The sequence below is a fragment of the Arthrobacter sp. MA-N2 genome (genome assembly GCF_000517125.1).
In the GTDB taxonomy this organism is placed as follows: domain Bacteria; phylum Actinomycetota; class Actinomycetes; order Actinomycetales; family Micrococcaceae; genus Arthrobacter; species Arthrobacter methylotrophus.
Map to the genome: position 1 here is coordinate 239,416 of NZ_KI912155.1, position 25,990 is coordinate 265,405.

The 25,990-nt window shown below is 60.8% G+C and carries 18 protein-coding genes; 5 read left to right on the forward strand and 13 right to left on the reverse strand.

What is annotated here, in order from left to right; translation table 11 throughout:
* Nucleotides 1-26 precede the first annotated feature (26 nt).
* From A3M3_RS0101470 to glf, 4 genes are read right to left on the reverse strand one after another with little or no spacing between them, the layout of a single operon-like run.
* On the reverse strand, nucleotides 27-794 hold the full coding sequence (locus A3M3_RS0101470) for an ABC transporter ATP-binding protein (protein ID WP_028264834.1): 768 nt from the start codon (nucleotides 792-794) through the stop codon (nucleotides 27-29).
* Between the two features lies 1 nt (nucleotide 795).
* Nucleotides 796-1,665, reverse strand: a complete 870-nt coding sequence (locus A3M3_RS0101475; protein ID WP_028264835.1) for an ABC transporter permease — start codon at nucleotides 1,663-1,665, stop codon at nucleotides 796-798.
* Nucleotides 1,666-3,630 (reverse strand): glycosyltransferase, encoded by a 1,965-nt coding sequence (locus A3M3_RS0101480; protein WP_081736868.1) that lies wholly within the window; start codon nucleotides 3,628-3,630, stop codon nucleotides 1,666-1,668.
* A gap of 14 nt (nucleotides 3,631-3,644) precedes the next feature.
* Nucleotides 3,645-4,832 carry a UDP-galactopyranose mutase gene (glf, locus tag A3M3_RS0101485; RefSeq protein WP_028264837.1) on the reverse strand — a complete coding sequence of 396 codons (1,188 nt, stop codon included), beginning with the start codon at nucleotides 4,830-4,832 and terminating at the stop codon, nucleotides 3,645-3,647.
* Nucleotides 4,833-5,043: 211 nt separating this feature from the next.
* On the opposite strand from glf, the gene A3M3_RS0101490 reads away from it, so the two are divergent.
* On the forward strand, nucleotides 5,044-9,090 hold the full coding sequence (locus A3M3_RS0101490; protein WP_028264838.1) for an FtsK/SpoIIIE domain-containing protein: 4,047 nt from the start codon (nucleotides 5,044-5,046) through the stop codon (nucleotides 9,088-9,090).
* 5 nt (nucleotides 9,091-9,095) lie between these two features.
* Here the strand turns inward: A3M3_RS0101490 and A3M3_RS0101495 are convergent, their stop codons facing one another.
* Nucleotides 9,096-9,593: a hypothetical protein gene (locus A3M3_RS0101495; protein ID WP_028264839.1), complete on the reverse strand. Its 498-nt coding sequence runs from the start codon at nucleotides 9,591-9,593 to the stop codon at nucleotides 9,096-9,098.
* Between the two features lie 228 nt (nucleotides 9,594-9,821).
* On the opposite strand from A3M3_RS0101495, the gene A3M3_RS0101500 reads away from it, so the two are divergent.
* Entirely contained in the window at nucleotides 9,822-10,070 is a 249-nt protein-coding gene (locus A3M3_RS0101500) for a WhiB family transcriptional regulator (protein WP_003804966.1), read from the forward strand.
* Between the two features lie 160 nt (nucleotides 10,071-10,230).
* Here the strand turns inward: A3M3_RS0101500 and A3M3_RS0101505 are convergent, their stop codons facing one another.
* From A3M3_RS0101505 to A3M3_RS0101520, 4 genes are read right to left on the reverse strand one after another with little or no spacing between them, the layout of a single operon-like run.
* On the reverse strand, nucleotides 10,231-11,700 hold the full coding sequence (locus A3M3_RS0101505) for a sensor histidine kinase (RefSeq protein WP_028264840.1): 1,470 nt from the start codon (nucleotides 11,698-11,700) through the stop codon (nucleotides 10,231-10,233).
* Nucleotides 11,701-11,729: 29 nt separating this feature from the next.
* The gene (locus tag A3M3_RS0101510; protein ID WP_028264841.1) at nucleotides 11,730-16,583 is read right to left on the reverse strand and encodes an NAD-glutamate dehydrogenase; all 4,854 of its coding nucleotides are present in this window, start codon (nucleotides 16,581-16,583) and stop codon (nucleotides 11,730-11,732) included.
* Nucleotides 16,584-16,640: 57 nt separating this feature from the next.
* Nucleotides 16,641-17,954 carry an AAA family ATPase gene (locus tag A3M3_RS0101515; protein ID WP_028264842.1) on the reverse strand — a complete coding sequence of 438 codons (1,314 nt, stop codon included), beginning with the start codon at nucleotides 17,952-17,954 and terminating at the stop codon, nucleotides 16,641-16,643.
* On the reverse strand, nucleotides 17,951-18,595 hold the full coding sequence (locus A3M3_RS0101520) for an SAF domain-containing protein (protein WP_028264843.1): 645 nt from the start codon (nucleotides 18,593-18,595) through the stop codon (nucleotides 17,951-17,953). The genes A3M3_RS0101515 and A3M3_RS0101520 overlap by 4 nt, the downstream gene beginning before the upstream one ends.
* 148 nt (nucleotides 18,596-18,743) lie before the next feature.
* Here A3M3_RS0101520 and A3M3_RS0101525 point away from each other — a divergent pair, with 148 nt between their 5' ends.
* A complete protein-coding gene (locus A3M3_RS0101525) occupies nucleotides 18,744-18,959 on the forward strand; it encodes a helix-turn-helix domain-containing protein (protein ID WP_028264844.1) in 216 nt (71 codons plus the stop codon).
* A 32-nt stretch (nucleotides 18,960-18,991) separates the two neighbouring features.
* Here the strand turns inward: A3M3_RS0101525 and A3M3_RS0101530 are convergent, their stop codons facing one another.
* On the reverse strand, nucleotides 18,992-19,513 hold the full coding sequence (locus A3M3_RS0101530) for a hypothetical protein (RefSeq protein ID WP_331280351.1): 522 nt from the start codon (nucleotides 19,511-19,513) through the stop codon (nucleotides 18,992-18,994).
* A gap of 183 nt (nucleotides 19,514-19,696) precedes the next feature.
* On the opposite strand from A3M3_RS0101530, the gene A3M3_RS0101535 reads away from it, so the two are divergent.
* On the forward strand, nucleotides 19,697-20,485 hold the full coding sequence (locus A3M3_RS0101535) for a LysM peptidoglycan-binding domain-containing protein (RefSeq protein WP_051422878.1): 789 nt from the start codon (nucleotides 19,697-19,699) through the stop codon (nucleotides 20,483-20,485).
* A gap of 65 nt (nucleotides 20,486-20,550) precedes the next feature.
* On the forward strand, nucleotides 20,551-20,973 hold the full coding sequence (locus tag A3M3_RS23455; RefSeq protein WP_231497157.1) for an Rv3235 family protein: 423 nt from the start codon (nucleotides 20,551-20,553) through the stop codon (nucleotides 20,971-20,973).
* Nucleotides 20,974-21,104: 131 nt separating this feature from the next.
* Here A3M3_RS23455 and secA read toward each other — a convergent pair whose 3' ends face one another.
* The 3 genes from secA to hpf all read right to left on the reverse strand — a co-directional run bounded on the left by secA (nucleotide 21,105) and on the right by hpf (nucleotide 25,981).
* Nucleotides 21,105-23,849, reverse strand: a complete 2,745-nt coding sequence (gene secA / locus A3M3_RS0101545; RefSeq protein ID WP_028264847.1) for a preprotein translocase subunit SecA — start codon at nucleotides 23,847-23,849, stop codon at nucleotides 21,105-21,107.
* Between the two features lie 132 nt (nucleotides 23,850-23,981).
* Nucleotides 23,982-25,223 (reverse strand): winged helix-turn-helix domain-containing protein, encoded by a 1,242-nt coding sequence (locus A3M3_RS0101550; protein WP_028264848.1) that lies wholly within the window; start codon nucleotides 25,221-25,223, stop codon nucleotides 23,982-23,984.
* Between the two features lie 32 nt (nucleotides 25,224-25,255).
* Nucleotides 25,256-25,981, reverse strand: a complete 726-nt coding sequence (gene hpf, locus A3M3_RS0101555; RefSeq protein WP_028264849.1) for a ribosome hibernation-promoting factor, HPF/YfiA family — start codon at nucleotides 25,979-25,981, stop codon at nucleotides 25,256-25,258.
* Nucleotides 25,982-25,990: the final 9 nt, after the last annotated feature.

The following is a 25,990-nucleotide window of genomic DNA, read 5'->3' on the forward strand; positions in this document are numbered from 1 at the left end:
TGGCACCGCGCGGGGCGCCAGCCCAATCACTCTGCGGCGGCCGATCGCCGTCGAAGCTCCTTCACCACAGCGTGCACTTCGCCGTCCATGATGATCTGACCGTGTTCCAAGAGCACTCCCCTTTTACACACGGAAGCGACCAGGTCCAAGTCATGGCTCACCACGAAAAGCGTTTTTCCTGCATCCGCCAGTTCGTTGATTTTGAGAATGCACTTGCGCTGGAACGGTTCGTCCCCGACTGCAAGGATTTCGTCAATGAGGAAAACCTCAGGGTCGGTGTGGACTGCAATCGAGAAGGCCAGCTTCAAGTACATACCGGAGGAATAGAACTTGACCTCTGTATCGATGAACTCGCCGATTTCAGAGAACTCGACGATCGAATCGAACATCTGATCGATCTGGTTCTGGCTCATGCCCAGGATCGCCCCGTTGAGGTACACGTTGTCCCGGCCGCTCAGGTCGTGATGGAATCCAGCTCCGACCTCAATGAGGCCGGCCACCCTCCCCCGCGTATGAACGGTACCCTCATCCGGCTGAAGCACGCCTGAAATGAGCTTCAAAAGGGTTGATTTGCCTGAACCGTTTAGCCCAAGCAATGCCACGGTTTCGCCCTGCTCGACATCAAGCGAAACGTCTTTCAGCGCATCGAACTTTTTGGAAAGATCCCCTTTGCGCCCGCTCAGCAACCATACAATCGCTTCCTTCATGCTCCGGGTATGGCGGAGCACAAACTTCTTCCGCAAGTTTCGGCAGGTGATGGCGACGCTGTCGGAGACTCCCGGGGGTACGGACATGTCAAAGCTCCTGGGCAAAATGTACTGACAGCTTCATGAAGACGAGCTGTCCAATTACGAGGACGAGTGCAGCGACGCCAAAGGCAGCTGGGAACCAAACGGCGAGCAGGTCCGGCGGCATGGAAATCGATCCCGACTGCGCGGCGCTCAGCGTCGGTGACCAAAAGGCCCAGTGGAAGATTTCGACGGCGACAGTCACGGGATTCAGCTGGTACAAAAAGAACCAGGGACCCATGACGCGCTGAACCATCGGCCACACGTAGAGGACGGGCGAGGCCCACGTGACGATCATGAGGATCATGTCGACGATGTTCTCGGAATCCCGGAAATACACGTTCGCAGCGCCGAATAACAAGCCGAGGCCGGTGGCAAGAATCGCTGTCAGGACGAATGCCCCAACGACAGCGAGAAGTTGCCAAATTGCTGGACTCCAACCGCTCAACAAACAAGCTCCGACCAAAACCACTACTTGTGGAAGCAAATGGGCTGCAGAGACCCAGATCGTGGAGACCGGAAACAGCTCCCTGGGCAGGTAGATCTTCCGGATGAGGTCCCTGTTGTCGACGATGGAGCGCGTGGCGTTGCCTAGCGATTCCGTGAAGAAATTGACCAGCACAATTCCTGCAAACAGGTAGATCGCGTAGTTGGGGGTTCCCCGCTGCATGTCGAGGAAGACCCCGAGCGCCACGAAGTAGATCAAGAACTGCATCAACGGCTTAACGTACGACCACAGGAGTCCCAGAACAGAGCCACGGTAGCGGATCTTGATTTCCTTGCGCACCAGCAGTTGTAACAAGAACTTGTGCTTATAGACGTCAATGATCCCGCGGCCACGACCCGGTTGGACCAACTCGGTCACGGGCTGTGTCATCTAGTGACCCTTCTCGTCAGCCAGGCCAAATGTCTTCTTCCAAGCCTCCATGGAAGTGATCTCCGGGAGTGCCCTACGGTACTGCTCCGAGAGTTCCTCCCAGTGGCGGTAAAGTTTGGCGTGTTGTTTTCCTGCTTCCGCGAGCATGGACCTGAGCTTCTCAGGGTCGCGTTTATACCAGGATGCCGCGGTGCCGTCGGCATTCGAGACGACGACACTGTCATAGTGCGCCAAGCGGAACCATCTGTTGTCGCGATGGGCCAGGAAGCCCTGGGGTCGCTCCGCGGATTCCGCCGCCGGCTTCTTCACCAATTGGCGGGCAACCGTGGTGACCCCCCATTTGACGAGGTCCTTCTTGTTGGGAAGTCCAATGGGCTTGAGCCCGGAGGGTCCACGTCCCAATGCCGGGGCCGGGAAGTCGTCCACGTTCTCGCGCATTTCTGCATCGGGGTAGTCGGACTTGAGCGCATTGATCTCGCCGAGCTTTGTGGCAATATTGCGATGCAGGTGCTCGGGACCAAGAAAGAGGCCCTCCAAAGCATCGAGCCGCGAATGTTCGGTGAAGTACTGCATGGAAACCAAGTGCTTGACGTCCGATTGGAACGACTCCCGGATAACCCGTCCCCCCTTCTTATAGGGGCTGTAGATGAGCGTCGTAATCAAGCGGTTCCTGCCATGGAAATAGGCTTGCCAGCCAACAAGGTCGTCCTTGTCGATCCAGGAGACATGCCAGACGGCGGCGCCGGGGAGGGAAACCGTGGCAAAGCCGGCTTCACGCGCGCGGAGTCCGTACTCGGCGTCGTCCCACTTGATAAAGAGGGGAAGGGACAGCCCGATCTCGCGGATGATCTCAGTGGGGATCATGCACAGCCACCAACCGTTGTAGTCGACGTCGACCCGTCGGTGCAGCCACGGAGTCTGCCGAAGGTTCGCGACGCTGAAGTCGTGCCTCATTTCCATGTCCGCGTGGGGCATTGCGGGCACGAATCGATATGGATCCACCACTTCACCGAAGGTGTGAAGCACGCTTCGGCTGTAGAGATCGAACATGTGGCCACCCACGATGGTCGGCTTGCGGCAGTGATCCGAGAAAACCAGCAGGCGCGCAATGCTCTCTGGTTCGATGACGACGTCATCATCCAACAGGAGTGCGTAGTCGCTGCCGTTCTCCACGGCTTCGTACATGCCGCGCGAGAAGCCGCCCGAGCCGCCGAGATTGGCCTGGTCGATGATCCGCAGTTTGTCACCGAGCGCTGACTTTATGTCGGCAAAGCCTGGCTGCTCGGCAACCTTTTGGGTTCCTTGGTCAACGATGAGGATTTCCTGGACGTGCTCCAGGACCTCAGGATTTTCGGCGAGGATCCTGGCGTTATTCAAGCAGAAGCCCGGCTTGTTCATGGTGGTGATCTCCAGGGTCACCCTGCCGGAGGCGCGCTCGGGCGCTGTTCCCTGCCATTCCGCTGCATCGAGCGTCAGTTCTTCACGGCTTGAGGCGAGATCGAACCAGTACCACCCGCCGTCCCCGAAGGGTTTGAGGGACAGCTCGAATTCCGTGACAGCAGTGCCTTGGACCCGTGCGCCATCAACGCGTTGGAGGGTACCCCGCGCGTTCGACTTATAGACAGTGACGGTGCCGTGGCCCGTGGTCCGGACGACGAGGCGGATCGATTGCAGATCCGTCCAGCGCCGCCAATAGCTTGCAGGAAAGGCATTGAAGTACGTTCCGAAGGAAAGCTGCTCTCCCGCGCGGAGCCGGACGGAACTCCGGGAGAGGACGTCTTCGAAATGGACCTCTTCGCTGCCCGAACTAACGAAGTGAAGTTTCTCCTCGGCCGACTTCGGATTCCTTGCGAATTCGTCGTTCTCGCGCAGGCGGATACCGTTTGCCGGGCCGGCGTCGACGTACAGCGCCGTCGTGTCTAGCTGGTCATCAGCTGGCAGGATAACCCGCTGCAACACCTGCATCCTGGTTCCGTTGCTCACGCGTCCACTCCTCCGCTTTCCATTGCTATACCACTTTCAAAGTGCGGACGGATCTTGTTGTCGAACATGGATAAGGCAGACCCGATGGCCATGTGCATGTCAAGGTATTTATAGGTGCCCAATCGACCCCCGAAAAGCACATTCTCTTCCAGAGCGGCGAGATCCCTGTACTTGAGCAACTTCTCCCTGTCATCCGGCGTGTTGACCGGATAGTACGGTTCGTCGCCCTTTTCCGCGAATCGGGAGAATTCCCGCATGATGACGGTCTTCTCTGTTTGGTATTCACGCTCGGGGTGGAAATGGCGCGGTTCGATGATGCGCGTGAACGCGACGTCGTCGTCGTTGTAGTTGACAACCGCAGTTCCCTGAAAGTCACCCACCTCGAGGACTTCTTCCTCGAAATCGATAGTACGCCAGGACAGGTCTCCGGCGACGAAGTCGAAGTAGCGGTCGACCGGGCCGGTGTAGACAACGGGGATCTTGCCGACAACCTTGTTTTTCGAACACGCATGCGACTCGTCAAAGAAGTCCGTGTTCAGGCGCACTTCGATGTTCGGGTGCTCGGCCATCTTTTCGATCCACGCCGTGTACCCGTTGGTGGGCAGCCCCTCGTACTTGTCGTTGAAGTAACGGTTGTCGTAGTTGTACCGGACGGGAAGCCGCGAAATGATCCCGGCAGGCAGGTCCTTGGGGTCAGTCTGCCACTGCTTGCCCGTGTAGTGCTTGATAAATGCCTCGTACAGCGGACGGCCGATTAGCTGGATGCCCTTGTCGTTGAGGTTCTGGGGATCGGTTCCCGCAAGCTCGCCCGCCTGCTCCAGAATGAGTGCCCGTGCGTCTCCGGGGGTCAGATTGGCTCTGAAGAACTGATTGATCGTTGCGAGGTTGATAGGCAGCGAGTAGACCTCGCCCTTGTGGACGCCATACACCTTGTGAACATAGTTGGTGAAAGTCGTGAACCGGTTGACATACTCCCACACCCGCTCATTCGAGGTGTGGAAGAGGTGCGCACCGTAGCGGTGCACCTCGATCCCGGTCTGCTCTTCCGATTCGCTATAAGCGTTGCCACCGACGTGGTGCCGGCGGTCGATGACAACAACCTTCAAGCCCAACTCGGTGGCTGCCTGTTCTGCGATTGTCAGGCCAAAAAAGCCCGCCCCGACGATGACGAGGTCAGCGGTCACAAATACTCCTGGTTCGAATGCGGGCAGCCCAATGGTCCGCACTGGCTGCAGGTCAAGCCTACCTGAGATGCCGCATCCAATTGCGGTGGAGCTCGTTCGCTGCCCGAGGAGCGCAGCGTTTTCCACATACGCCAAGTGACTCGGTACGTCCGGTGCCGATTGCAAATATCGTGAAAGAAAAGCAGTTACTCGCGCTGAAGGAGCGGGCAAAGTGACACTCCATTGCACCCTGGTCAGGGGACCGCGGGCCTTGCAGCAAGGTGGGCCCGTTGAGCTGGCGCTGGACATAGGCGAAGGTACCCCCGGTGCCCTCGTCCAAGCTGCTGTCGGCAATGAGTTCGGAACCGGGGACCTGACGGTCGGCGGCCTGCCACTCATCGGCCTCACGGTGGGAACTCCGCCGCTGATGACCGGAGCCGTCCTGGTGGACGGCGCTGGTTCGGATCCGGGAGGAACTTCCCCCGGCAGACATGAACAGGCGCCGTTGTCCCTGATGGTGCATGCCGGACCTTCTGCAGGCCTGGTCATTCCGCTGGAACGGGGCACTTACAGGATCGGCCGGAGCGGAGCGGATATTTGCCTCCCGGATCCTGACGTCTCCCGTGTTCACGCCGTCCTGACGATCTCCGAGACAGCGGTCACCATAACCGACAACGCGAGCGCGAACGCAACACTCGTGGACGGAAGGAAAGTCCGCACAGCCTTCCTCTCGACCGCCTCCAGGATCCGCTGCGGCGGCTCGGTCATGTCCATAGTCTTCGGAAACGAAGACCATGGAGCTGAGTCACTGGGGGCAGCCGGCGTGGGCATCGGCGAGCCGATCATGGTCCCCCGGCGGCATGATGCCAGCAACCGCACGCAACTGCTCTTCACGGCCGGCTTGCCACTCCTGCTGGGAGTCGGCATGGCATTGGTCACCGGCATGTGGATGTTCCTCGGATTTACGGCGATTTCTGCGATCGTGGTTCTTGCACCCGCAATGTCGGGAAGGCGCCAGCGCCGCCTCTTGGCCGCCGCGATTGAACAGGCCGTACAACAAGACAGAACCCGACGACGGCGCTGCTCACCATCCGCCGCAGAGCTCGCCTTTGCTATCGGCTCATCTGCGTCCGCCACTGCGCAGGAAGAAGTGGACTGCAACGAAATCTGGCTTCGGCTCGGCACCGGTCCGCAGAAGGCCAGGGTTGTGCTCGATCCCGCGGATCCAGGTTTTGACCCGCCAGAATTGAGCCCGGTTCCAATCGTTCTGGATCCAGCCATCCCTTCGGTTTCCGTGTCGGGAACCGAAGCCATGGTCGATGGATTGTTCAGGTTTCTGCTCATGCAACTGACGGCTTTTCGCAGCGCAGCCGCCGTCCCCGTCCTCATCCACGGTCCAATGGCCCTTTTGCCAGCGAGCGCCCGGTTCCTTCCGCGCGTCACGCTGACAACCGACGTACCCTCAGCCACAGCCTCCCTTTCCGCGTCTGCTGGGCACCCGGGAGTCCTGCTTCTCATGGGGTCGGGCCCCGATCCCGGTACCGACTCGCTCCGGCAGAAAGCGCTCGAATCTGGTTGGAGAGTCTTCCAACGCACAGCATACGGAGATAAGAGCGAGTTCATCGTCGAGTTGCGGAACAGACGCGCGATCCTCCGCTCGTGTCTTTCAACAACGGAATTTGAGCCTGACTTGGTCCCGGGTTCAGTCTTTGACCGATACTGTCGTTCGTTGGCATCAGTGCCGGCACTGGCGGAAGCAAGGTCATCGACCGTCCCCACCACATGCCTCTTGGCTGGACTGCTTCCGATCGACCCCTCAAGCATCGCGGCACGATGGAAGGATTCTTCAATACAGAGCGGCCTATCCACGGTCATTGGGCAAGGAGCCGATGCGCCCCGCTCCCTGGACTTGGTTGCGGATGGCCCGCACCTTCTTGTGGCCGGGACCACGGGATCCGGAAAGTCCGAACTCCTGCGCACTATTGTGGCGGCGATCTCGCTGAACCACAGCCCGGACAAGGTCAACTTCCTGTTCGTTGATTTCAAAGGAGGTTCCGGACTCGGGCCCCTGGTTGAAATGCCCCATTGCGTCGGAATGTTCACGGACCTCAACGAGCACGAACTCGAACGTATGCTCTCCTCCCTCCGGGCCGAAGTTCGAAGGCGGGAGGCACTCTTAGCGAAGGCCGATGTCCCTGATCTGCCCGCTTACTGGGCCAGGACCGGCGGGATCGGTCACGAAGCCCAGCTTGGACGGGGCATGTTACCTACGCTCCCCCGACTGGTGCTGGTGATCGACGAATTCAGGATGCTCATTGAAGGGGCCCCGGCCACCCTGGCCGAACTGATGCGGGTCGCGACCCTGGGCCGGTCCCTGGGCATCCATCTGATCATGGCAACACAACGTCCGCAGGGTGCCTTGAGTGCGGACATCCGCGCCAACGTCACCACCAGCATCGCTCTTCGCGTCCAATCAGAAATGGAGTCACGGGACGTCATCAATTCACCGACTGCGGCGTCGATTCCGCTCTCCCTTCCTGGCCGGGCCTACATGGTGCGCGGGATGCAGGACGCCGAGCCCTTCCAATCAGCGATTCTTTCCCACGGGGAGGAAGACCAATCACTCACCGGAACCTTTGCCGGACCGGCATCAGGGTCGCTTCGCTTCAGCGGTTGGTCTGTGACCACCGGGGCAGACTTTCAAAGGGCAGAGCCGACCCCTGCGGAAACGGCACGTCCCATTATCAAATCAATCAGTCGGGTATGGGACGCCCGCGGAGGTAAACCGCTCCGGAGACCGGTTGCGGACGCCCTTCCTGAATCCATCTCGTTGCGCCAGCGCCTGGGGGCGGCGGGGCCAGAGGGAAAGCGCGCGGCACCCGGCACATCGGCGGGACCAAATGCCCGCCTTGGTCTGGTGGATTTGCCGACGCAACAGCGTATTGCGGAGCTGTGTTGGAACCCCGGCGCACACGGGAACCTCGCGCTCATAGGGCCTCCTGCAAGTGGCGTTGAAGACACCTGCCGTACCACGACAGCACAGCTTGTGGGCGGTGCCGAAGAGCTCCATCTTTATGCCCTCGACGGTGACGGTTCGTTCGCCGATGTCGCGGTCGAGGGGCGCGTGGGGGCCATCGCGTCACTCAACCACCTCAAAAGGGGCGTCCGTATCCTGGAACGGCTCGCGAACGAAATGTCGGTGCGGCAATCGCAAGGTCACGTCGCCGGGGACGTTCCCCTACTGCTCGTCATTTCCAGCTGGGGTTCTTGGCAATCCGAGTTGCGGGCTGGGCCGCTCGCTTGGGCGGAAGACCTCGTCCACACCGTTGTCCGTGATGGTCCGAGGGCAGGACTAACTGTCGTTGTCACGGGCGACCGCGAACTGGTCGCGTCACGGATGTTCGCGTCAATACCCAATCGCGCTTACTTTCCCGCTGGGACGACAGAGGAAGGGCGGCTGGCGTGGCCCCGTTTTGCGGCGATGAAGCCGCTGAGGGGCCGGGCCGTCGTATGCGGCAACTTCCTTGATGTCGATACGGCAGTCGCGCAACTCATGGCTCCGCCACCAAGCGAGCCTTGGCCCTACTGCGCGCCCCCTAATCCTGCCCGGCGCCCTTTTCGGGTGGAGCCTTTGCCGCAATTCGTCCGGGCGTCGCGGGTTGTGGCGAAAGACCCAATCGCCCATTCCGCGGCTCGCGCGCCAAAAACATTGCTGCTTGGGCTTGGCGGGGATGACCACGAAGCGGTTCGGATCTCTCTGCCGAGCTCAGCCGTCCTTCTCGCCCTAGGTAGCCCTGGTTCCGGCAAGTCATTATTGCTCAAAGCACTACCGCTTCTCAATCCAGGCTGTCAGTGGCGGACACCCCCTCAAGGCGCCGATCCTGATGCCTTTTGGGCGGAATTCCATAGGGATGCAAGCCGCAAGCTCGAGAGTGCCGGCACTGTCCTACTGGTAGACGACGCCGAATATTTGAGCAGTGAAACCGGTATCCTTCTTGCCGAACTTGCCAGCATGGGTTTCTCCGTGGTGGCAACTGCCGGTCAAAGCCCAGCCCTTCTGCAGCGGTTGCCGCTCGCCTCCTTGGCCCGGAACCATGGGAGCGGAATCCTGCTCGGCAAAAGGTCCCCTCACGCCGGAGATTTCTTCGGCGTCCGCGTCGACGTCGAACCGGCGCCGCCACCAGGCCGTGCCGTTCTGATCGAGAATGGACAAACACGTTCCGTCCAGATCGCTGCTCCGGATGAGGAAGCTGCGCCACAAGGTAAACGCCCAGAATAGAACCGTCAGAGCGCGGCGCCGGATCCGCCCGTTCGGGACGCAAACGCAACGACCCGTTTGTCGAAGAGAAAGACGATCACGGCCAAAGCCGGTACCACCATGGCAAGACCTGCGAGGGCCAGCCCTCCAGTCATCGTAGGAACCCCAATCGTCAGGACGAACAATTGAGCGACCAACGCGGCCGCACGGGTCCAGCGGTATCCACGGAACAGGAAATGTCCCACAGCAAACAACCACGCCGAAAAAGCCAAGAGTAGACCCAAGGTAAAAACGGCCCCCCAGAACGAGGCTACTGGCGCCCCAATGGCCAGCTGGTAGAGATACAGGACCGCAGCGGTCAAGAGCGCGAGGGCTTCCAGGACAACCACAATCGAAATAACAACAATTCCTAAGGGACGCGTTTCTCCGCCAGATACTCCAGCAGAGCTCCCGCGGCTGGCCGCTGGACCGTCGTCACCGGGGTCCGCTGGGTCTTGGGCAGGGTTTAGAGGGGGTCTTGACACACTGGCACCCTACCCGACATAGTCGAATACTTGCGAGTGGACCGGTATTCGGTGTGATGCATCGCTCACGATTTCAAAGGCTTGGACCCCTTGTTTACATGGCGTTAACATGACACGCTTGACTCAGACGACCAAGGGGGCCCAATGGGTCCCCTTTCCTATGAAGCCTCTAGTGAATATTTTCACAAAAGGCTTAACTAGTACTCACGAATGGAGTGACTGATCAGCATGGATTGGCGTAACCGCGCAGCCTGCCTTGACAAGGACCCGGAGCTTTTCTTCCCAGTCGGCAACACCGGCCCTGCGCTTCTCCAGATCGAGGAAGCGAAGAGCGTATGCCGTCGCTGTCCAGTCGTGGACACTTGCCTTCAGTGGGCCCTTGAATCGGGCCAAGATGCGGGTGTCTGGGGTGGCATGAGCGAAGACGAGCGTCGCGCGCTTAAGCGCCGTGCAGCCCGCGCACGCCGCGCTTCCTAAGCGCCCTCGGCCGATCGGACCCAGCGCTCGCAGCATTGGCACATACAAGGATGGCCCGGACCTTTCGGTCCGGGCCATCCTTGTATGTGCCAATCGTGCCTATCCCAACCCTGTATGGCTCATCACGGGTAGTAACACCGCAGGGAGCGGGCACTTGGCGTCAGGTTCGCACCAAGTTCAGAACGATCTCCACGGCAGTGCCTCCGCCATCGCGCGCCCTCCACTTGATAGTGCCACCCAACTCGCTCGTGACAAGCGTCCGCACAATCTGAAGGCCGAGACCTTCTGTGTACGAGCCCTCGGGCAGACCGACGCCATCATCGGCAATCGTCACCGTCAGGAGTTCGTCGCCCCCCTCCCCCGTCGAACGATCGGCCATCAGCCATACTGTTCCCGCCCGTCCTTCAAGCCCGTGCTCCACAGCATTCGTTACGAGCTCGTTGATGACAAGGGCAAGGGGTGTGGCAAAATCGCTGGGCAACTCACCGAACAGACCTGCGCGCTCGGTCCTCACGTGCTGTGAAGGGGACGCCACTTCGGCCGAGAGCCGGAACTGACGTCCGATCAGTTCATCAAAATCGACACTTTGCGTCAGGCCTTGCGAGAGGGTCTCGTGCACGAGCGCAATCGTCGCGACGCGCCGCATCGCCTGTTCCAAGCCTTGTTTCGCCTCATCGCTGACCATGCGTCGCGACTGCATGCGCAGCAGAGCAGCCACGGTCTGCAGGTTGTTTTTGACCCGGTGGTGAATTTCACGAATCGTAGCGTCCTTGGTCACCAGCTCGAGCTCGCGTCGACGAAGCTCGGAGACGTCGCGACACAAAACCAAAGCGCCGAAGCGATTCTTTTCATCGCGCAATGGAATTGCACGCAAGGACAAGCTCACGCCACGGGATTCAATCTCACTCCGCCACGGCATCCGGCCGGTGACCACCAGGGGCAGAGTCTCGTCCACCATGCGCCGGTCTTTGAGGAGTCCTGCGGTTACCTCCGCAAGGGATCGTCCTTCCAAGGTCTCCACCTCGCCGAGGCGGCGGAATGCGGAAACGCCGTTCGGACTCGCGTACTGGACGATGCCGTCGGCGTCGAGCCTGATCAGGCCGTCACCCACCCGGGGAGCTCCGCGCCGGGAGCCCGTCGGGGAGGCGAAGTCCGGCCACAACCCCAACGTGCCCATCCGGAGCAGATCATAGGCGCATTGTCGGTATGTGAGTTCCAGGCGGGAAGGCATCCGTGAGCTGGAAAGATCCATGTGCGACGTGACGACGGCCAGTGTCCGCCCGTTCCGGACCATAGGGACTGCTTCAACCCGCAGCGCCATGTCGCTGCTCCAATTGGTTTCACTGGAGCGTTCTATGGAACGGCTGGACCATGCCTTGTCGACTATGGGTTGCAAATCCGATCGGATGCCCTCTCCAACGAAGTCCGCATGAAACACGGTGTGGCTCGTCGATGGCCTGACGTGTGCCAGCGCGATGTAACCGAATTCCGGATGCGGAAACCACAAGGCCAGGTCCGCGAACGCTAGGTCGGCGACCATCTGCCAGTCGCCGACCAGGAGGTGCAGCCATTCGGCATCTCCAGGCCCGAAATCAGCGTGCTCCCTGATGGGGTCTGTAAAGATTGCCACTGCACCTCCATATAACGCCGGGCTTGAACCTAGCGTCGAACGATTGACCTCAAGAGTCTCAATGCTACCGACAGAGAAGCCATGTCGTCGGCCTCCAAGGCGTTGACCTCGTCAAACATGCTCTTCGCACGCCCCAGTTGCTCAGCATTGAGGCCTTCCCAAGCCCGCAAACGGGCTTCGGCGTCGAGCCCGGCGTCGGTGGTTTCGAGCACCGACGTCGTCATGTCGGCCACTGTCGAGTAGAGGTCGTCGCGCAGGGCCGCACGTGCAAGTGCTTGCCACCGGTCATCCCGTGGGAGTGCCGTGATCCGTTCAAGCAATGAATCAACATGGAAGCGGTCAAACGCGGTGTAGTAGACGTGGCTGACCTCTTCCACACGGGTCTCGCGGCTTTGCGCGATCTTGGCGATGTCCAGGAGCACGAAGCTCTCGAAAAGCTCGGCCCAGCGGTGGGCGAGCGTTTCGGGAAGGCCCCAAGCGCGCGCTTTCTCGAGCCAAGCAGTCACCCGTTCCTTGTCGCCGCCGCGCAGGTAGTCGAGCACCCGGGCCCGCATCGGATCCATCATCGGCTTGAATTCCGCGACGATCTCCGAGATGGGCTTCGAGGCGTTACCCTGACTCAGCAACCAGCGAACGGCACGATCCAGCAGTCTCCGGATGTCCAGGTGCACGGTGCTCCAGTGTTCCGTCGGGAACGAGGCCGGCAGGGCATTGAGCTCCTTCACCATCGAGTCGAGTTCGTAAATCTCGCGCAGGGCGACGAACGCCTTCGCTACGGCAACCTCGGTGGCGGAGGTTTCCTCCATGGTGCGGAACGCGAAGGTAATGCCACCCAGATTGATCATGTCGTTGGCAACCACGGTTGCGATGATCTCGCGACGCAGGGGATGGGTGTCCAGCTCGGCGTCGAACCGTTCGCGGAGCTGCTTCGGGAAGTAGGAGCGAATTGTCTTGCGGAACCAGGGATCGTCAGCCAGGTCGCTGTCGCGCAAAGCCGAGCCCAACTCGATCTTGGCATAGGCGGCAAGGACCGACAGCTCCGGAGACGTCAGGCCTTGGCCCTGTTCCAGGCGCTCACGAAGCGTGTCCGTGGTCGGCAAGGCTTCAAGGTCCCGCTTGAGGTCGGCCGACTTCTCGAGCCAGTCCATCAGGCGTTCGTAGCTCGGGCTCCATTCGGCGACACGTGCTCGGTCGTTGAGCAACAGGATGTTCTGATCGATGTTGTCTTCGAGCACGAGGCGCCCGACCTCGTCGGTCATGTCGGCGAGGAATGATGTGCGCTCGGAAGCATCAAGTTTCCCGGCGGCGACCATACGGTCGACGAAGATCTTGATGTTGACCTCATGGTCGGAGCAGTCCACGCCGGCAGAATTGTCGATTGCGTCAGTGTTGAGGATGACTCCTTGCAGTGCCGCCTCGATACGTCCGCGCTGGGTCATTCCGAGGTTGCCGCCTTCGCCGACAACCTTAACGCGCAGCTCGCGACCGTTCACACGGATACCGTCGTTTGCCTTGTCCCCCACCTCGGTGTTGGACTCGGTGCTGGCCTTGATGTACGTTCCGATCCCGCCGTTGTACAGGAGATCGGCCGGAGCGAGGAGGATAGCCCGCAGAAGTTCGGGCGGGCTCAGCTGAACCGTTCCATCCGGCAGGCCGAGTGCGCTACGGACCTGTGGCGAGATCGGGATGACCTTTGCCTGGCGCGGGAAGACCCCGCCCCCTGCACTGATGAGCGACCGGTCGTAATCATCCCAGGAGGAGCGGGGCAGCTCGAAGAGACGCTGCCTCTCATCGAAGGAAGAAGCCGCATCCGGAGTGGGATCCAGGAAGATGTGGCGGTGGTCGAAGGCGGCCAGCAGACGGATGTGCCTGGACAGCAGCATACCGTTGCCGAACACGTCGCCGGACATGTCGCCGACGCCAACCACGGTAAATTCCTCGGTCTGGGTGTCCAGGTCCAGCTCGCTGAAGTGGCGCTTGACCGATTCCCAGGCGCCGCGGGCCGTGATGCCCATGGCCTTGTGGTCGTAGCCAACGGAACCACCGGACGCGAACGCGTCCCCCAACCAGAATCCGTACTCGGCAGCGAGGCCGTTGGCCGTGTCCGAAAATGTCGCCGTGCCCTTGTCTGCAGCCACCACCAAGTAGGAATCGTCGTCATCCTGGCGGACAACGTCCGACGGCGGCACGATCTTCTCGCCGTCTGCTGAGGTCACGAGGTTGTCGGTGAGGTCAAGCAGGCCGCGGATGAAGGTCTTGTAGCTCTCAATGCCTTCCGCCATCCAGGCTGCGCGGTCAACTGCCGGATCCGGGAGTTGCTTCGCAAAGAACCCGCCCTTGGCGCCGGTGGGCACAATCACCGCGTTCTTCACCGTTTGTGCCTTGACCAGACCAAGGATCTCGGTCCGGAAGTCTTCACGACGGTCCGACCATCTCAGGCCGCCACGGGCCACCTTGCCGAAGCGCAAATGCACGCCTTCAACGCGGGGCGAGTAGACCCAGATTTCGAACTTTGGTCTCGGGAACGGCAAGCCGTCGATCTTGGTCGGATCCAACTTAAAGCTGACATACGACTTGTCCTGGAAGTAGTTCGTGCGCAGCGTGGACTCGATGAGGTTGACGAACGTCCGCAGGACCCGGTCGGCATCGAGCGTGGCCACCTGGTCAATCGCTTCGGCCAGTGCGGCTCGGGCGCTCTCCTGGCGGGCCGGCCGCGCGGATGCAGCAGAAGCAGGGTCAAAGCGGGCCCCGAAGAGATCAATCAGCCCCCGGGCAACCTCAGGGTTGGCAAGAAGGGTATCCGCAATGAACTCAAAGGAGTTGGTGTTCCCCATCTGGCGCATGTACTTCGCATAGGCACGAAGCATGACGACTTGCCGCCAATGAATTCCCTCGCGGAGCACCAGCCGATCGAAACTGTCGGATTCCACCGAGCCTGTCACTGCGGCGCTGAAGGAATCTGCCAAAAGCTGGCCGGTGGCCACGGGCTCGACGCCGGCGGGGTATTTCAGGCCGAGGTCGTAGAGGAAGAAGTCCCGGTGGTCGGCCGTCTCGATTTCGAAAGGTCGTTCATCCAGAACCTCAAGGCCGAGATTGTGGAAGTAGGGCAGAATCTGGCTCAGGCTCTTGGGCTCCAAAAGGTAGAGCTTGACACGCGCATCCTCTTCAAGGAGTTCACCGGCGCCGCTGGGCAAGTAGACGTGCACCCCGGGAGTTGCCTGGACTGCGACGGCATCACGATCGGCGAAGGCACTGTACTTCTCGAAGCGCTCGATGTCCTGAAGCGCGTCCTCGACTTCGTAGTCCACGCGGTAGCCAGCGGGGAATGCATCCGCCCAGAGGGGGGACAGTTGCTCGGCGTCCAAGCCGCTGGTGTTCTCGCGAAGCACCTCCGCGATTCCTTCCGCCCAAGAACGCGAAGCCCGGACGAGCCGCTTTTCCAGCTCACCGGCGTCGACGTCGCGCAGTTCCGCCTCGCGTGGCAGCCGGATTCGGAAGAAGACCCTTGCGAGCGCCGACTCCGTGATCCGTGCTTCGTAGTCGATACTCTCGGCTTCGAAGGTGTCCCGCAGTTCCTGCTCAATACGCTGCCGCACGTTGGTGGTGTAGCGGTCACGGGGAAGGTAGACGAGGGCGGACATGAACCGTCCGTAAATGTCCGGACGCAGGAAGAGCTTCGTACGCCGTCTCTCCTGAAGCCGTTGGATACCCAAAGCTGTTGCTGCCAGATCGTCGGTTTCGATCTGGAAGAGTTCATCGCGGGGGTACGTCTCGAGAATACCAACGAGGTCTTTGCCGGAATGGGAGTCCTGCGGGAAACCGGCCGAGCGGAGCACGGCGTCAACCTTTTCCCGGACGATAGGAATGTTCCTTACTGAACCGGTGTACGCGCTAGTGGCGAAGAGGCCAATGAAGCGGCGCTCGCCGTTGACGTTGCCCGCAACATCAAAGCTCTTGACGCCTATGTAATCCAAGTACGCAGGGCGGTGCACGGTGGACCGAGAGTTGGCCTTGGTGATGACCAAGGCACGCTTCTCGCGCGCCTTCCTGCGTCCAGCGTCGGTGAGGTGTTGGATTTGGTGCGGATGGTCACCGGCCCTCAAGAGTCCCAAGCCGCTCTCTTCGCGCAGCTCAAGGACGTCTTCACCGCTCTCGGTGATGAGGTCGTATTCCCGGTAACCCAGGAACGTGAAGTTGCCGTTGTCCAACCAGTGCAGGAGGTCCTGTGCTTGCCTGAGTTCAGCGATGTCGTCGGGATGGGCCACTTTGTCCAAAGAGGATGCCACCTCAAGGGCCTTGGTCCGCATCCTGGGCCAGTCTTCCACGGCAGCACGGACGTCCTTCAGGACGCGGTGGATTCCCTCCACCAGTTCCTTCTGGAAGTCGTCGGCCACCCTGTCAACCTCGACCGCGATCCACGACTCCATGTGCGAAACGTTGTCACCCTGCGCGATCAGATGGGCGACATTAGGCATTGCCGCGGTGTCGCCGCTTGAGATGCCGATGTTGGAAGGCACGCGGGCGATAGCGGAGAGATCGCCCGTCTGGCGATCACGCGAAACCACGAAGAGCGGGTGCATCACGAGCCGGATGGCGCAATGCTGGCGTACGAGTTCGGCATTCACGGAGTCCACGAGGAACGGCATGTCATCCGTCACGATGAAAAGAATGCTGCGATCCGCTTCGTTGGTCATCTCGACATTCGCGGTACCCGGTTTGCGGCTCTTTCCTACCTCCCGATGCCTCTCGGCTCTTAAGGTCAGCTGCTCGCCAGCGTATCTGCGGGCGTCCTCCTCTGCGAGATGCTCGTAGTAGTCTCCGAAGAACCCTTCACGGACTACTGCAGGTTTGGAACGATCCTCCACGCTGGATCCTGACGACATCGACAAACGCCTCCATCACATCTTGATTGCTGCGTCCTTGCAGCCCACATGGCGAGCCTAACGCTTTAGACGTCGCCGTGCTCTGGAATAGATGACAGAGGATTTGCGATTTTGATGGACGGGTGCACAGACCATTTTCGCTATCGCGTGCCTCAGGGCGGATTCGGGCGCCACTTCGAAGAGCACGCCGCCGGCTAGCAAGGCAGCGTCACAGGCTTCTGTGTCTGCAGGAAGGAACACCTCGATACCGTGCCCGGGCCCGTACCGCTCCCATGCTTCGCGAAGCTCCCGTTCGGGTGACCGCCCTGCGGATGCTGCCCGGACCTTGTTCAGGACCACTTGGGGAGCCGCCTGCGGAACGGACCGTTCAAGCTCCGCGAGGCCACGCACGAGCCGGGGAACCCCGATGGCATCTGCTGCGCCCACTGCGTAAACCGTGTCCGCCAATTCGATACTGCGGAGGGTGGCGGCGTTGCGTCGGGGAGCCATGCTGTCGAAGCTGAGTTCCTCGTCGGCTTCAAGGCAGAACCCTGCATCGACCACAACGACCTCAGCGATTTCCTTGGCGTATTCGAGTACCAAGGAAAGAGCATTGGCCCGGAGCTCAGTCCACCGGTCCGCACGCGTTATTCCGCTAAGAACGCGGAAACTGCCGGCCTTGGTAAAGACAGGCGCCGCGATCCGCTTGAGGGATTCAGTTTCCAGCATCCCTTGGTCTGCCAATCGACAAGACTGCGCTAGTCCGGAGGATTCTTCCAGCAGACCCAGCGAAGCGCCGACGCTGGCCCCATAGCTGTCCGCATCGACGAGGATTACGGACTTGCCTTCGGCCGCGAGCTCTGCGGCGATATTGACGGCCACAAGTGTGCGGCCCGGCGCTCCTATAGGCCCCCAGACCGCAACGATCCGGCCGTTCCCCGCCGGAACCCGCTCCGCTTCTTCCACGACATCGGAGGGACGGAGGTCTGCGGCGGTGTCTCCGAACGCCGAGTCCCGTTGCTCGGCACGCCGCCTTCCCTGCCCGGGCAGCCGGAGCACGGCATCCGAGATCTGCGAAGCCAGCGTTGCCGAATCAACATCCAGAGATGCTGTCACGACACCGATACTGTCCAAGCGGGCTGATTCCGTAGGATCGTCGCTCAAGGCAATAATGGAGACTCCGACTGCCGCCAGCCGATGGACAAGCGATGCAGTCAACTCCTCAGCCCCTTCGGCTATGACCGCCGCCCGAGCGAGGCCGCCTTGGCAGGCGGCAAGGAGTTCGGCGAGTTCGCCGCACCGGCGCACAATGGTCACCGGCCCGTGGAGCCGTTCGAGTCCCCCGACCAAGTCTTCCTCGGATTGCCCGACCGTCACTACGGGAATACTCACTTGCCGACACCGCCCGGATTCCAGACCACCGCGATCTTCGCTTTGTTTGCCTGGGCACCAAGAAGTTTCGGCATCTGGTCATCGGTCACTAGGACCAGCACTACCTTCTCCTTCGAAGCTCCGAGTGTGGAAGAACCCTCGGTGACTTGGGCGATTTCCGCACCGGGCAGCAGCAGGTGTGGAGTGTCGAAACCGTTGCGCGCGTCGGGATGCGCCACCCAAACGTCAACGCGGGATCCTGCCACGACTTGGGAAGGCAGCGATTCCTGTATCGAGATCGCTACCGGTTTGCGGTTCAAGGCATCGGCGGACCCGAGGCTTTCCTGCGGAACCAGCTGGTTCTTGGCAATTCTTTGGACTGCAACTCTTCCTTCAGGCAGACCGTCCGCCACGGTCACATAGCTGGGCTCGACGTCGTCAAGCCGCACTTTGACGATGGCGAGATCGTCTTTGTTGACTTGCTGGCCTACGGCAATCGATTCGCGTGCCGCATAGACCTGGACGGTGTGGTCGGCGGTTCCAACGAGGGCGATGACCCCGGCCACCGACGCCAAGACGAGGAGAATCCCCACCAAGAGACGTGGGTCCTTCCATGATGGTTTCTTGAGCCGCGCTGCAGCGGCCGCGGTAGCCACACTCATTTTGCTCCCCATTGCATAGTCCGACGGCGGTGATTCAGTCGCCCTCATTCTCACTGAATCGATGGGGCTTCCGAAAGTGAAGTAAGGCAAATCACGCCAAACTGTGGATAACCTCAACAAGAGCGCCCAACAGTGGCAAAATGGAGGAATGCCCCGATTCCTCACCTTGGCTGATGTCGCCGAACAGCTTCAGATCAACTCACCGCAGGCGTACGCCTTGGTGCGAAGCGGGGAACTCAAGGCCATCCAAGTGGGTGGCCGGGGCCAGTGGCGCGTAGAAGAAAAAATGCTGGAGCAGTACATCGAAGAACGCTATGCCGAGGCCAACAGGATGATCCAAGGGGCCAAATCCAAGTCCGTCTGATCACCATCCATGCAGCAAAGACACAGGTTTTGTCACCGCAATGACCGCAATGCAGCGAGGGACTGGAACGGAACCGTCGCCACGGAAACGACGTTGCCGGACCGGCGGACTTCGCCAGGAAGCATGACTGCGAGATCAAAGTGGTCCCTGCCCACGCGGTCAATAACGCCGCCCAACGTTGTGCCCTCTGGCACCAACCCCAGCAAATGGACCGCAAGTTCGGCCCTATCGCGCGCCAACGTCCGGAGTGCACTGGCCAAGCGTGGCCGTTGCGTCCCCTTTGATTGGTCTGCGCGCGCCTGCCGACTCAGCCCCTGATAAGTCAATGCTGCCGCGGTGGGCACCAGCCACTGGTGGCGACCTTCGTCCAGGACCACCCATTCGCTCCCGACGTGGCTCAGCGCCCCGGACACCACCGAACCGGAGCGAAGCGTCACATCAATCTTCTGGCCGAGTGCTCCACGCAGCCTGTCCGAGGTTGCGATCCCGGCGATCTCCACCCGGGCCCGTTCTGAAATTTCGGATTCAAGCCCCAGCAATCGTTCGGAGGCCATTTGCGCCTCCATGTCCTCAAATAGAGCATCCCAGCGCATTGCGTCAGCGTAAGCTGGCACCACTCGATGGTCAATTCTTCTCGACCAACACCCGCATTCTAGACAAGCGGCACTTTCTATGATCAAAATGAATCAAGACTTATCAAACTGCATCAAATGACATCAAACGGGTAAGGGGAACCCATGGAACAGATCAGCACGCCCGTTCGAAACGACGCGGCCATGGCAGCGATCATCCTGATTCTGGGTCTTTTGCTCGCTGGGACCGGGCTGATCTTGATTGACCAATGGCACTCCGCAGCGGAACGGCGCCAAGAACCCATGTTCGAGGATCTCCTCGGATTTGTTGCCACCGCCACCGGACTGGCGATCGTTGGCTGGTGGATCGCCGCCTTTTTGCTCGCCATCGCCACAGCAGTCCTCCGGCAATCGGGCAACGACCGCAGCGCCACCGCCACCGCAAGACTCAGCCCAGCCTTCATGCGCCGGCTGGCCGTGGCAATCCTTGGCCTGAACCTCGTCGGAATTCCGTTGGCGAATGCCGCTCAGGCTGCTGTTGAACCCGTCTGGAGCCCGGCGGACGGATCAACACCGGCCAGCAGCGCCGCTGCCCAATGGGTACCCGGCACGGGTCCTTCTGCGTACCCGCCCGGCCTGCCATCCCTTGAGCCCGGCCCATCGGACATCGAACCGAATTGGCAACCCCGCGCACCTGCTACCGATCTTGGGTTCCTGGGATCCAGGCCCCAGCGGGCCATGGAACCGCCTGCCTCGCCAAGCCGGGGCACCGTGGTGGTGAGCCGGGGAGATTCTCTGTGGTCAATTGCAGCGCAGCAGCTCGGCCCCACGGCCAGCGATGTCGACATTGCCCTCCACTGGCCAAAGTGGTACGCCGCAAACCGACAGATCATCGGCGACAACCCGGGAGTCCTCATTCCGGGCCAGATCCTGCAACCGCCGCCCCTTGGCTGAACCAACAGAACCAACAGAACCAACACCGCCAGCCACGGAACCACCGATTCGTCACGAGGAAGTCCATGAGCCCGACATCAGCTGTTCCTGCCCGGCCCAATGCAGCAGTCCCAACCGTGCCGTCTCCTGTACCCCAAGCAGTCCACGTTGCCGACCTTGACCAGAAAATACGCACGCTGGCCCGCAGTATCGCCCAAGCCGCCGTCGAAGTCCTTGCGGGCACCCGGCCCGTGCAGCAACTCTCCCGGTCCTTGGACCCGCGATGCCTCAGCGCATTGCAGCACCGGGCCGCGCTGACGCGTGCCCATGCCGGACGGTCACGGATTCATCGCAGTCCGATGGTCCGCTCCGTGCACCTCTGCGCCGTGCGGGAGGGAGTCTACGAAGCCAGCATTGTTGTCTGGGAAGAGCACCGCTCCCGCGCCGTAGCTATGAGGCTTGAAGGAAGCAATAGCGCGTGGAAAGTCACTGCCCTCGAAATTGGCTGATGCGGATGTCCACGAAGAACAGGGACCAAAAACGGAGGAGGACCAGAACAAATGTTCTGGTCCTCCTCCGTTTCATCCTCAGCCTGTGCGTTGCCTGGTCAAACGGCCAGGTGCGCAAGGCAATCAGAGTGTTAGCGACGCTTCTTCTTGTTGGATCCGCGCTGCTTGTCATCGTCGGCCGCTTTGGCGGGGTTGCCTGAACGCCCCGAGCCACGTCTCTCAACCCGAGTCTGGCTCGCACCGTCTTCGCCAGGCGCTGTGTACTGCAGCTGAACAGGTTTCTCCGGGGCTTCGAGGCCGGCGGCGTGGATCTGTGGATCGTGATGTTCCACATGGCCGCCTTCAGCGCTACCGTCCACAACGACAACGTCTTCGGCAGGCGTCACTTCCACGTCCAGGTTGTAGAGGAAGCCAACGCTCTCCTCGCGGATGGCCTCCATCATGCTCTGGAACATCGTGAAACCTTCACGCTGGTACTCGACCAGGGGATCCCTTTGGGCCATGGCGCGCAGGCCGATTCCCTCCTTGAGGTAGTCCATCTCATAGAGGTGTTCCTGCCACTTGCGCCCTAGGACCGAGAGGACAACCCTGCGCTCAAGCTCACGCATGTTCTCGGAGCCAATGGCCTCTTCGCGCTCCTTGTAGACAAGCTGCGCATCCGAAAGGACCTCGTTCTTGAGGAACTCAACGGAAACGCGGGACTTTCCACCGGCTTCGTCAATGATTTCCTGCGACGTGACCGTTACCGGGTACAGCGTCTTAAGGTTCGTCCACAATTGATGGAAGTCCCAGTCGTCGCCGGTTCCCTCCGCAGTTGCGGCGTCGATCAAAGCGTTGATCGTATCTTCCAGGAAGAACTGGACCTTTTCGTGCAGGTCGTCGCCCTCCAAGATCCTCCGACGGTCGCCATAGATGGCTTCGCGCTGGCGGTTCAAGACGTCGTCGTACTTGAGGACGTTCTTGCGCTGTTCGGCGTTGCGGCTCTCAACCTGGCCCTGTGCCGAAGCAATTGCACGGGACACGAGCTTGGATTCGAGAGCGACGTCGTCCGGCACGGAGCTGTTCATGAGGCGCTCAGCGGCTCCAGAATTGAAGAGCCTCATCAGGTCATCGGTCAGCGAGAGGTAGAAACGCGACTCCCCCGGGTCGCCCTGGCGGCCTGAGCGTCCGCGGAGCTGGTTGTCGATTCGACGGGACTCGTGGCGTTCCGTGCCCAGCACATACAGCCCGCCAAGTTCGAGCACTTCTTCATGCTCGTCCTTGACTGCCTGCTTGGCTGCTTCGAGCGCCCCGGACCACGCGGCCTCGTACTCTTCGGAGTTTTCTTCCGGGTCCAGCCCCTGCCTTGCCAGTTCGGCAATGGCCGTGAACTCGGCGTTACCGCCCAGCATGATGTCAGTACCACGGCCTGCCATGTTGGTCGCGACAGTGACGGCGCCCTTGCGTCCCGCTTGCGCAACGATGGCGGCTTCGCGAGCGTGGTTCTTTGCGTTCAGTACCTCGTGGCGGATGCCTTCCTTGGCCAAGAGCCTGGCAAGGTATTCGCTCTTTTCCACGCTGGTGGTACCGACGAGCACGGGCTGGCCTTTTTCGTGGCGTTCCGCGATGTCCTTGACGACGGCTTCGAATTTCACGATTTCGTTCTTGTACACAAGGTCCGACTGGTCAATGCGCTGCATGTCCCGGTTGGTGGGAATCGGCACTACGCCGAGCTTGTATGTGCTCATGAACTCGGCAGCTTCGGTCTCCGCTGTACCGGTCATGCCCGAGAGCTTGGAATACATGCGGAAGTAGTTCTGCAACGTCACGGTGGCGAGAGTCTGGTTCTCGGCCTTGATCTCGACGTTTTCCTTGGCCTCGATCGCCTGGTGCATGCCCTCGTTGTAACGCCGTCCGGCAAGGATACGGCCGGTGTGTTCGTCGACAATGAGGACTTCGCCGTCCAGGATGACGTAGTCCTTGTCCCGCTTGAAGAGCTCTTTGGCTTTGATGGCATTGTTCAGGAAGCCGATGAGCGGGGTGTTGGCGGATTCATAGAGGTTCTGGATGCCGAGGTAGTCCTCGATCTTCTCGATGCCGGCTTCGAGAACACCGACCGTGCGCTTCTTTTCGTCGACCTCATAGTCGATTTCAGGCTCGAGGCGCTGCACTACCTTGGAGAACTCGCTGTACCAGCGGTTGGTGTCGCCCTGGGCCGGACCGGAAATAATCAGCGGGGTACGGGCTTCGTCGATGAGGATGGAGTCCACTTCGTCGACAATCGCGAAGTGGTGGCCGCGCTGCACAAGCTCGGATTTGTCCCACGCCATGTTGTCGCGCAAGTAGTCGAAGCCGAATTCGTTGTTGGTGCCATAGGTGATGTCTTCCGCGTACATCTGACGGCGCACTGCGGGATCCTGGTTCGACAGGATGCAGCCGCTGCTGAGGCCAAGGAAGCGGTAGACGCGGCCCATGAGCTCGGACTGGTATTCGGCGAGGTAGTCGTTGACTGTGACGACGTGCACGCCGTTTCCCGTCAGGGCATTGAGGTACGCCGGCGCGGTGGCCACGAGCGTCTTTCCTTCACCGGTCTTCATTTCGGCGATATTGCCGAGGTGAAGGGCGGCCCCGCCCATGAGCTGGACATCGAAGTGGCGCATCCCCAGCGTGCGGGAGGAAGCTTCACGCACGGCTGCGAAAGCCTCCGGCAAGAGGTCGTCGAGCTGCTCTCCGTCCTCGTGACGGGCGCGCAGCCGGTCCGTCTCTTCGCGCAATTCGGCGTCGGAGAAGGTCTTGAAGGAGTCTTCGAGGGCGTTGATGGAATCGGCATAGGTCCGCAGTTGCCTCAGGATTTTTTTGTCACCCGTGCGGAGAAGTTTTTCGATAAGTGATGCCACGTAAAGTTGCTCCCAGTCTCAAGCTGCCGAATTCTGGCGATTTCAGTCTACGGGAGAGACCAACGCCACGCGGCCTCGTTTCCCTGAGAGCAGAGCGCCGGGGGCTGCGCCATCGAAGGCTATCCCAGGAGCTCAGCCGCGGGCCACAGCTGAAGCGAGCGCCGACGCGAGATCGCCCTTCGGTGACACCACGACGTCGTCGAGGCCTAGCCAATCAGCCATCAGCCGCAGCTCGGCAGAAAGTTCGACGGCGGTGTCCGCAGGGGCGTCCGGCTCGGCATGGGAGGCACGCACCAGAAGCTGCTTGGCCGCGCGGTCGGCCTTCAGATCCACCCGGGCTACCACTGCGTCCCGGAGGAGGAACGGCAGCACGTAATAGCCAAACTTGCGCTTCTGCGCCGGTGTGTAGATTTCAATCCGGTAATGAAAGCCGAACAGCTCCTCGAGCCTCCTACGTTCAAACACCAGGGAATCAAACGGGCTAAGCAATGCCCGTGCCGTGGCGGTGCGGGGAAGCCTGGCCTCTGCGTGTCGATACAACGCCCGGTCCCAGCCACGCACTGTCACTGGCTCCAATCGTCCTGCGGCAACGAGCCTGCCGAGCGATGCTGCCGCGGCCTTCACCGGGGTCCGGAAGTAGTCGGCGAAGCAACGGATTGTACCGATCCCATGGGCCTGGGCTGCGGCGTCAATTAGCCGGTCCATGGCCGCTGTCGATAGCTCGGAGCCTCCGTCCCGGAGCGCTCCTGCCCGGAGGAAGTCCGCAGTCAATCCCGGTGGCAGGATCCGCGAGGTCAGGGTGTAGCGGCGCTCGAACTGTTCCGTCCTCGAAGCAGCAGTGACGAGTCCTTCTTCAAACAAGTGCTCCAGCACCCTTTTGACCAGATTCCAGTTCCAGCCCCAGTTGTCGTGCTGGCGCTCTTCCGCGTGCCCCAAGTGCGCAGTCAGCTGGGCTGCCGTCATAGGGCGCCCCGTTGCGAGCGCATCGAGGATCCGTTTGGCCATGTCTTCGCGGACTCCGTGCTCCAGATGGGCAGCGCCTACCCACGCGCGACTTTGCCACAGCAGCAGATCCTGAAAGTGTTCCGGGCGGATGAAGCTGGCCTCATGCGCCCAATACTCCATCATGCGCCGCGGACTTCGCCCTGTCATGGCATGAAGGATGCGTCGATCGTAGTTGCCGAGTCTTGAAAAGAAGGGGAGGTAGTGGCTGCGGGAGAGGACATTGACGGAGTCGATCTGCACCACGTGGAGGCGGGCAAAGGTACGGCCCACCGCCCGTGACGTCACGGGGCCGGTGGGCCGTTCCTTGTCCAGTCCTTGGGCTGCCAATGCAATCCGCCGTGCCTGCAAGAGGCTCAGCGAAGAGGCCATGCCAGTCCTTTCGTGGGGAATGCGAATGCGGCCTAGGCTGTGGCGGCCTGGTCACTCGAGCGGTAAGCGTGGATCTTTTCCTCCACAGCTTGGTCTCCTGGTTCGCAGGTGGAGTCCAGAGTGATTACTCCATAGGTCCAGCCGCGGCGACGGTAGACGACCGACGGCGTGTTGGTTTCCTTGTCTACGAACAGGTAGAAATTGTGGCCCACCAATTCCATGTTGTCCACCGCGTCATCAAGGGTGAGCGAAGCGGCGGGAAAAACCTTGCGACGAATCAGGACCGGGGAATCACCGGCCGGGATATCGTTGTCGACGTCGTAGGGCGAGGTCTCCACCGGTGCCGTGGTTTGCTCCTGGTGATTGCTGGCCTCTACGTAGATGGGTTCGCTCGCGCTGGCAGGCTCAAGCGTTGCAGTTGCCTCACGAACTGCTTTGGGCGTGTGGCGGCCGTGGTGGACCTTCTTGCGGTCCTTGGCCCTGCGGAGTCTTTCCAGCAGCTTGCTGTATGCGAGATCAAAGGCGGCAAACTTGTCAGCGGCGCTCGCTTCGGCCCGGATCACGGGGCCGCGGCCCAGGACCGTCACTTCCACCGTGAGTTGGCCCGGTGCCTGGCGTGGATTGGTCTCCTTTGAAACCTTCGCGTCAACCCTCTGGACTTTGTCCCCAAGCGATTCAATCTTTGAAATCTTCTCGCTTGCATACTCGCGGAAGCGATCGGAAACGGTCAGATTACGGCCGCTGATCATGAACTCCATGGTGCCCTC

Coding starts and splice junctions, on each gene's coding strand:
- A3M3_RS23455 (WP_231497157.1), top strand. CDS start 20,551: ATGAGCCCGACATCAGCTGTTCCTGCCCGGCCCAATGCAGCAGTCCCA.
- A3M3_RS0101475 (WP_028264835.1), bottom strand. CDS start 1,665: ATGACACAGCCCGTGACCGAGTTGGTCCAACCGGGTCGTGGCCGCGGG.
- hpf (WP_028264849.1), bottom strand. CDS start 25,981: ATGGAGTTCATGATCAGCGGCCGTAATCTGACCGTTTCCGATCGCTTC.
- A3M3_RS0101550 (WP_028264848.1), bottom strand. CDS start 25,223: ATGGCCTCTTCGCTGAGCCTCTTGCAGGCACGGCGGATTGCATTGGCA.
- A3M3_RS0101520 (WP_028264843.1), bottom strand. CDS start 18,595: ATGAGTGTGGCTACCGCGGCCGCTGCAGCGCGGCTCAAGAAACCATCA.
- A3M3_RS0101510 (WP_028264841.1), bottom strand. CDS start 16,583: ATGTCGTCAGGATCCAGCGTGGAGGATCGTTCCAAACCTGCAGTAGTC.
- A3M3_RS0101530 (WP_331280351.1), bottom strand. CDS start 19,513: ATGGCCTCCGAACGATTGCTGGGGCTTGAATCCGAAATTTCAGAACGG.
- A3M3_RS0101525 (WP_028264844.1), top strand. CDS start 18,744: ATGCCCCGATTCCTCACCTTGGCTGATGTCGCCGAACAGCTTCAGATC.
- A3M3_RS0101470 (WP_028264834.1), bottom strand. CDS start 794: ATGTCCGTACCCCCGGGAGTCTCCGACAGCGTCGCCATCACCTGCCGA.
- A3M3_RS0101535 (WP_051422878.1), top strand. CDS start 19,697: ATGGAACAGATCAGCACGCCCGTTCGAAACGACGCGGCCATGGCAGCG.
- A3M3_RS0101500 (WP_003804966.1), top strand. CDS start 9,822: ATGGATTGGCGTAACCGCGCAGCCTGCCTTGACAAGGACCCGGAGCTT.
- A3M3_RS0101480 (WP_081736868.1), bottom strand. CDS start 3,630: ATGCAGGTGTTGCAGCGGGTTATCCTGCCAGCTGATGACCAGCTAGAC.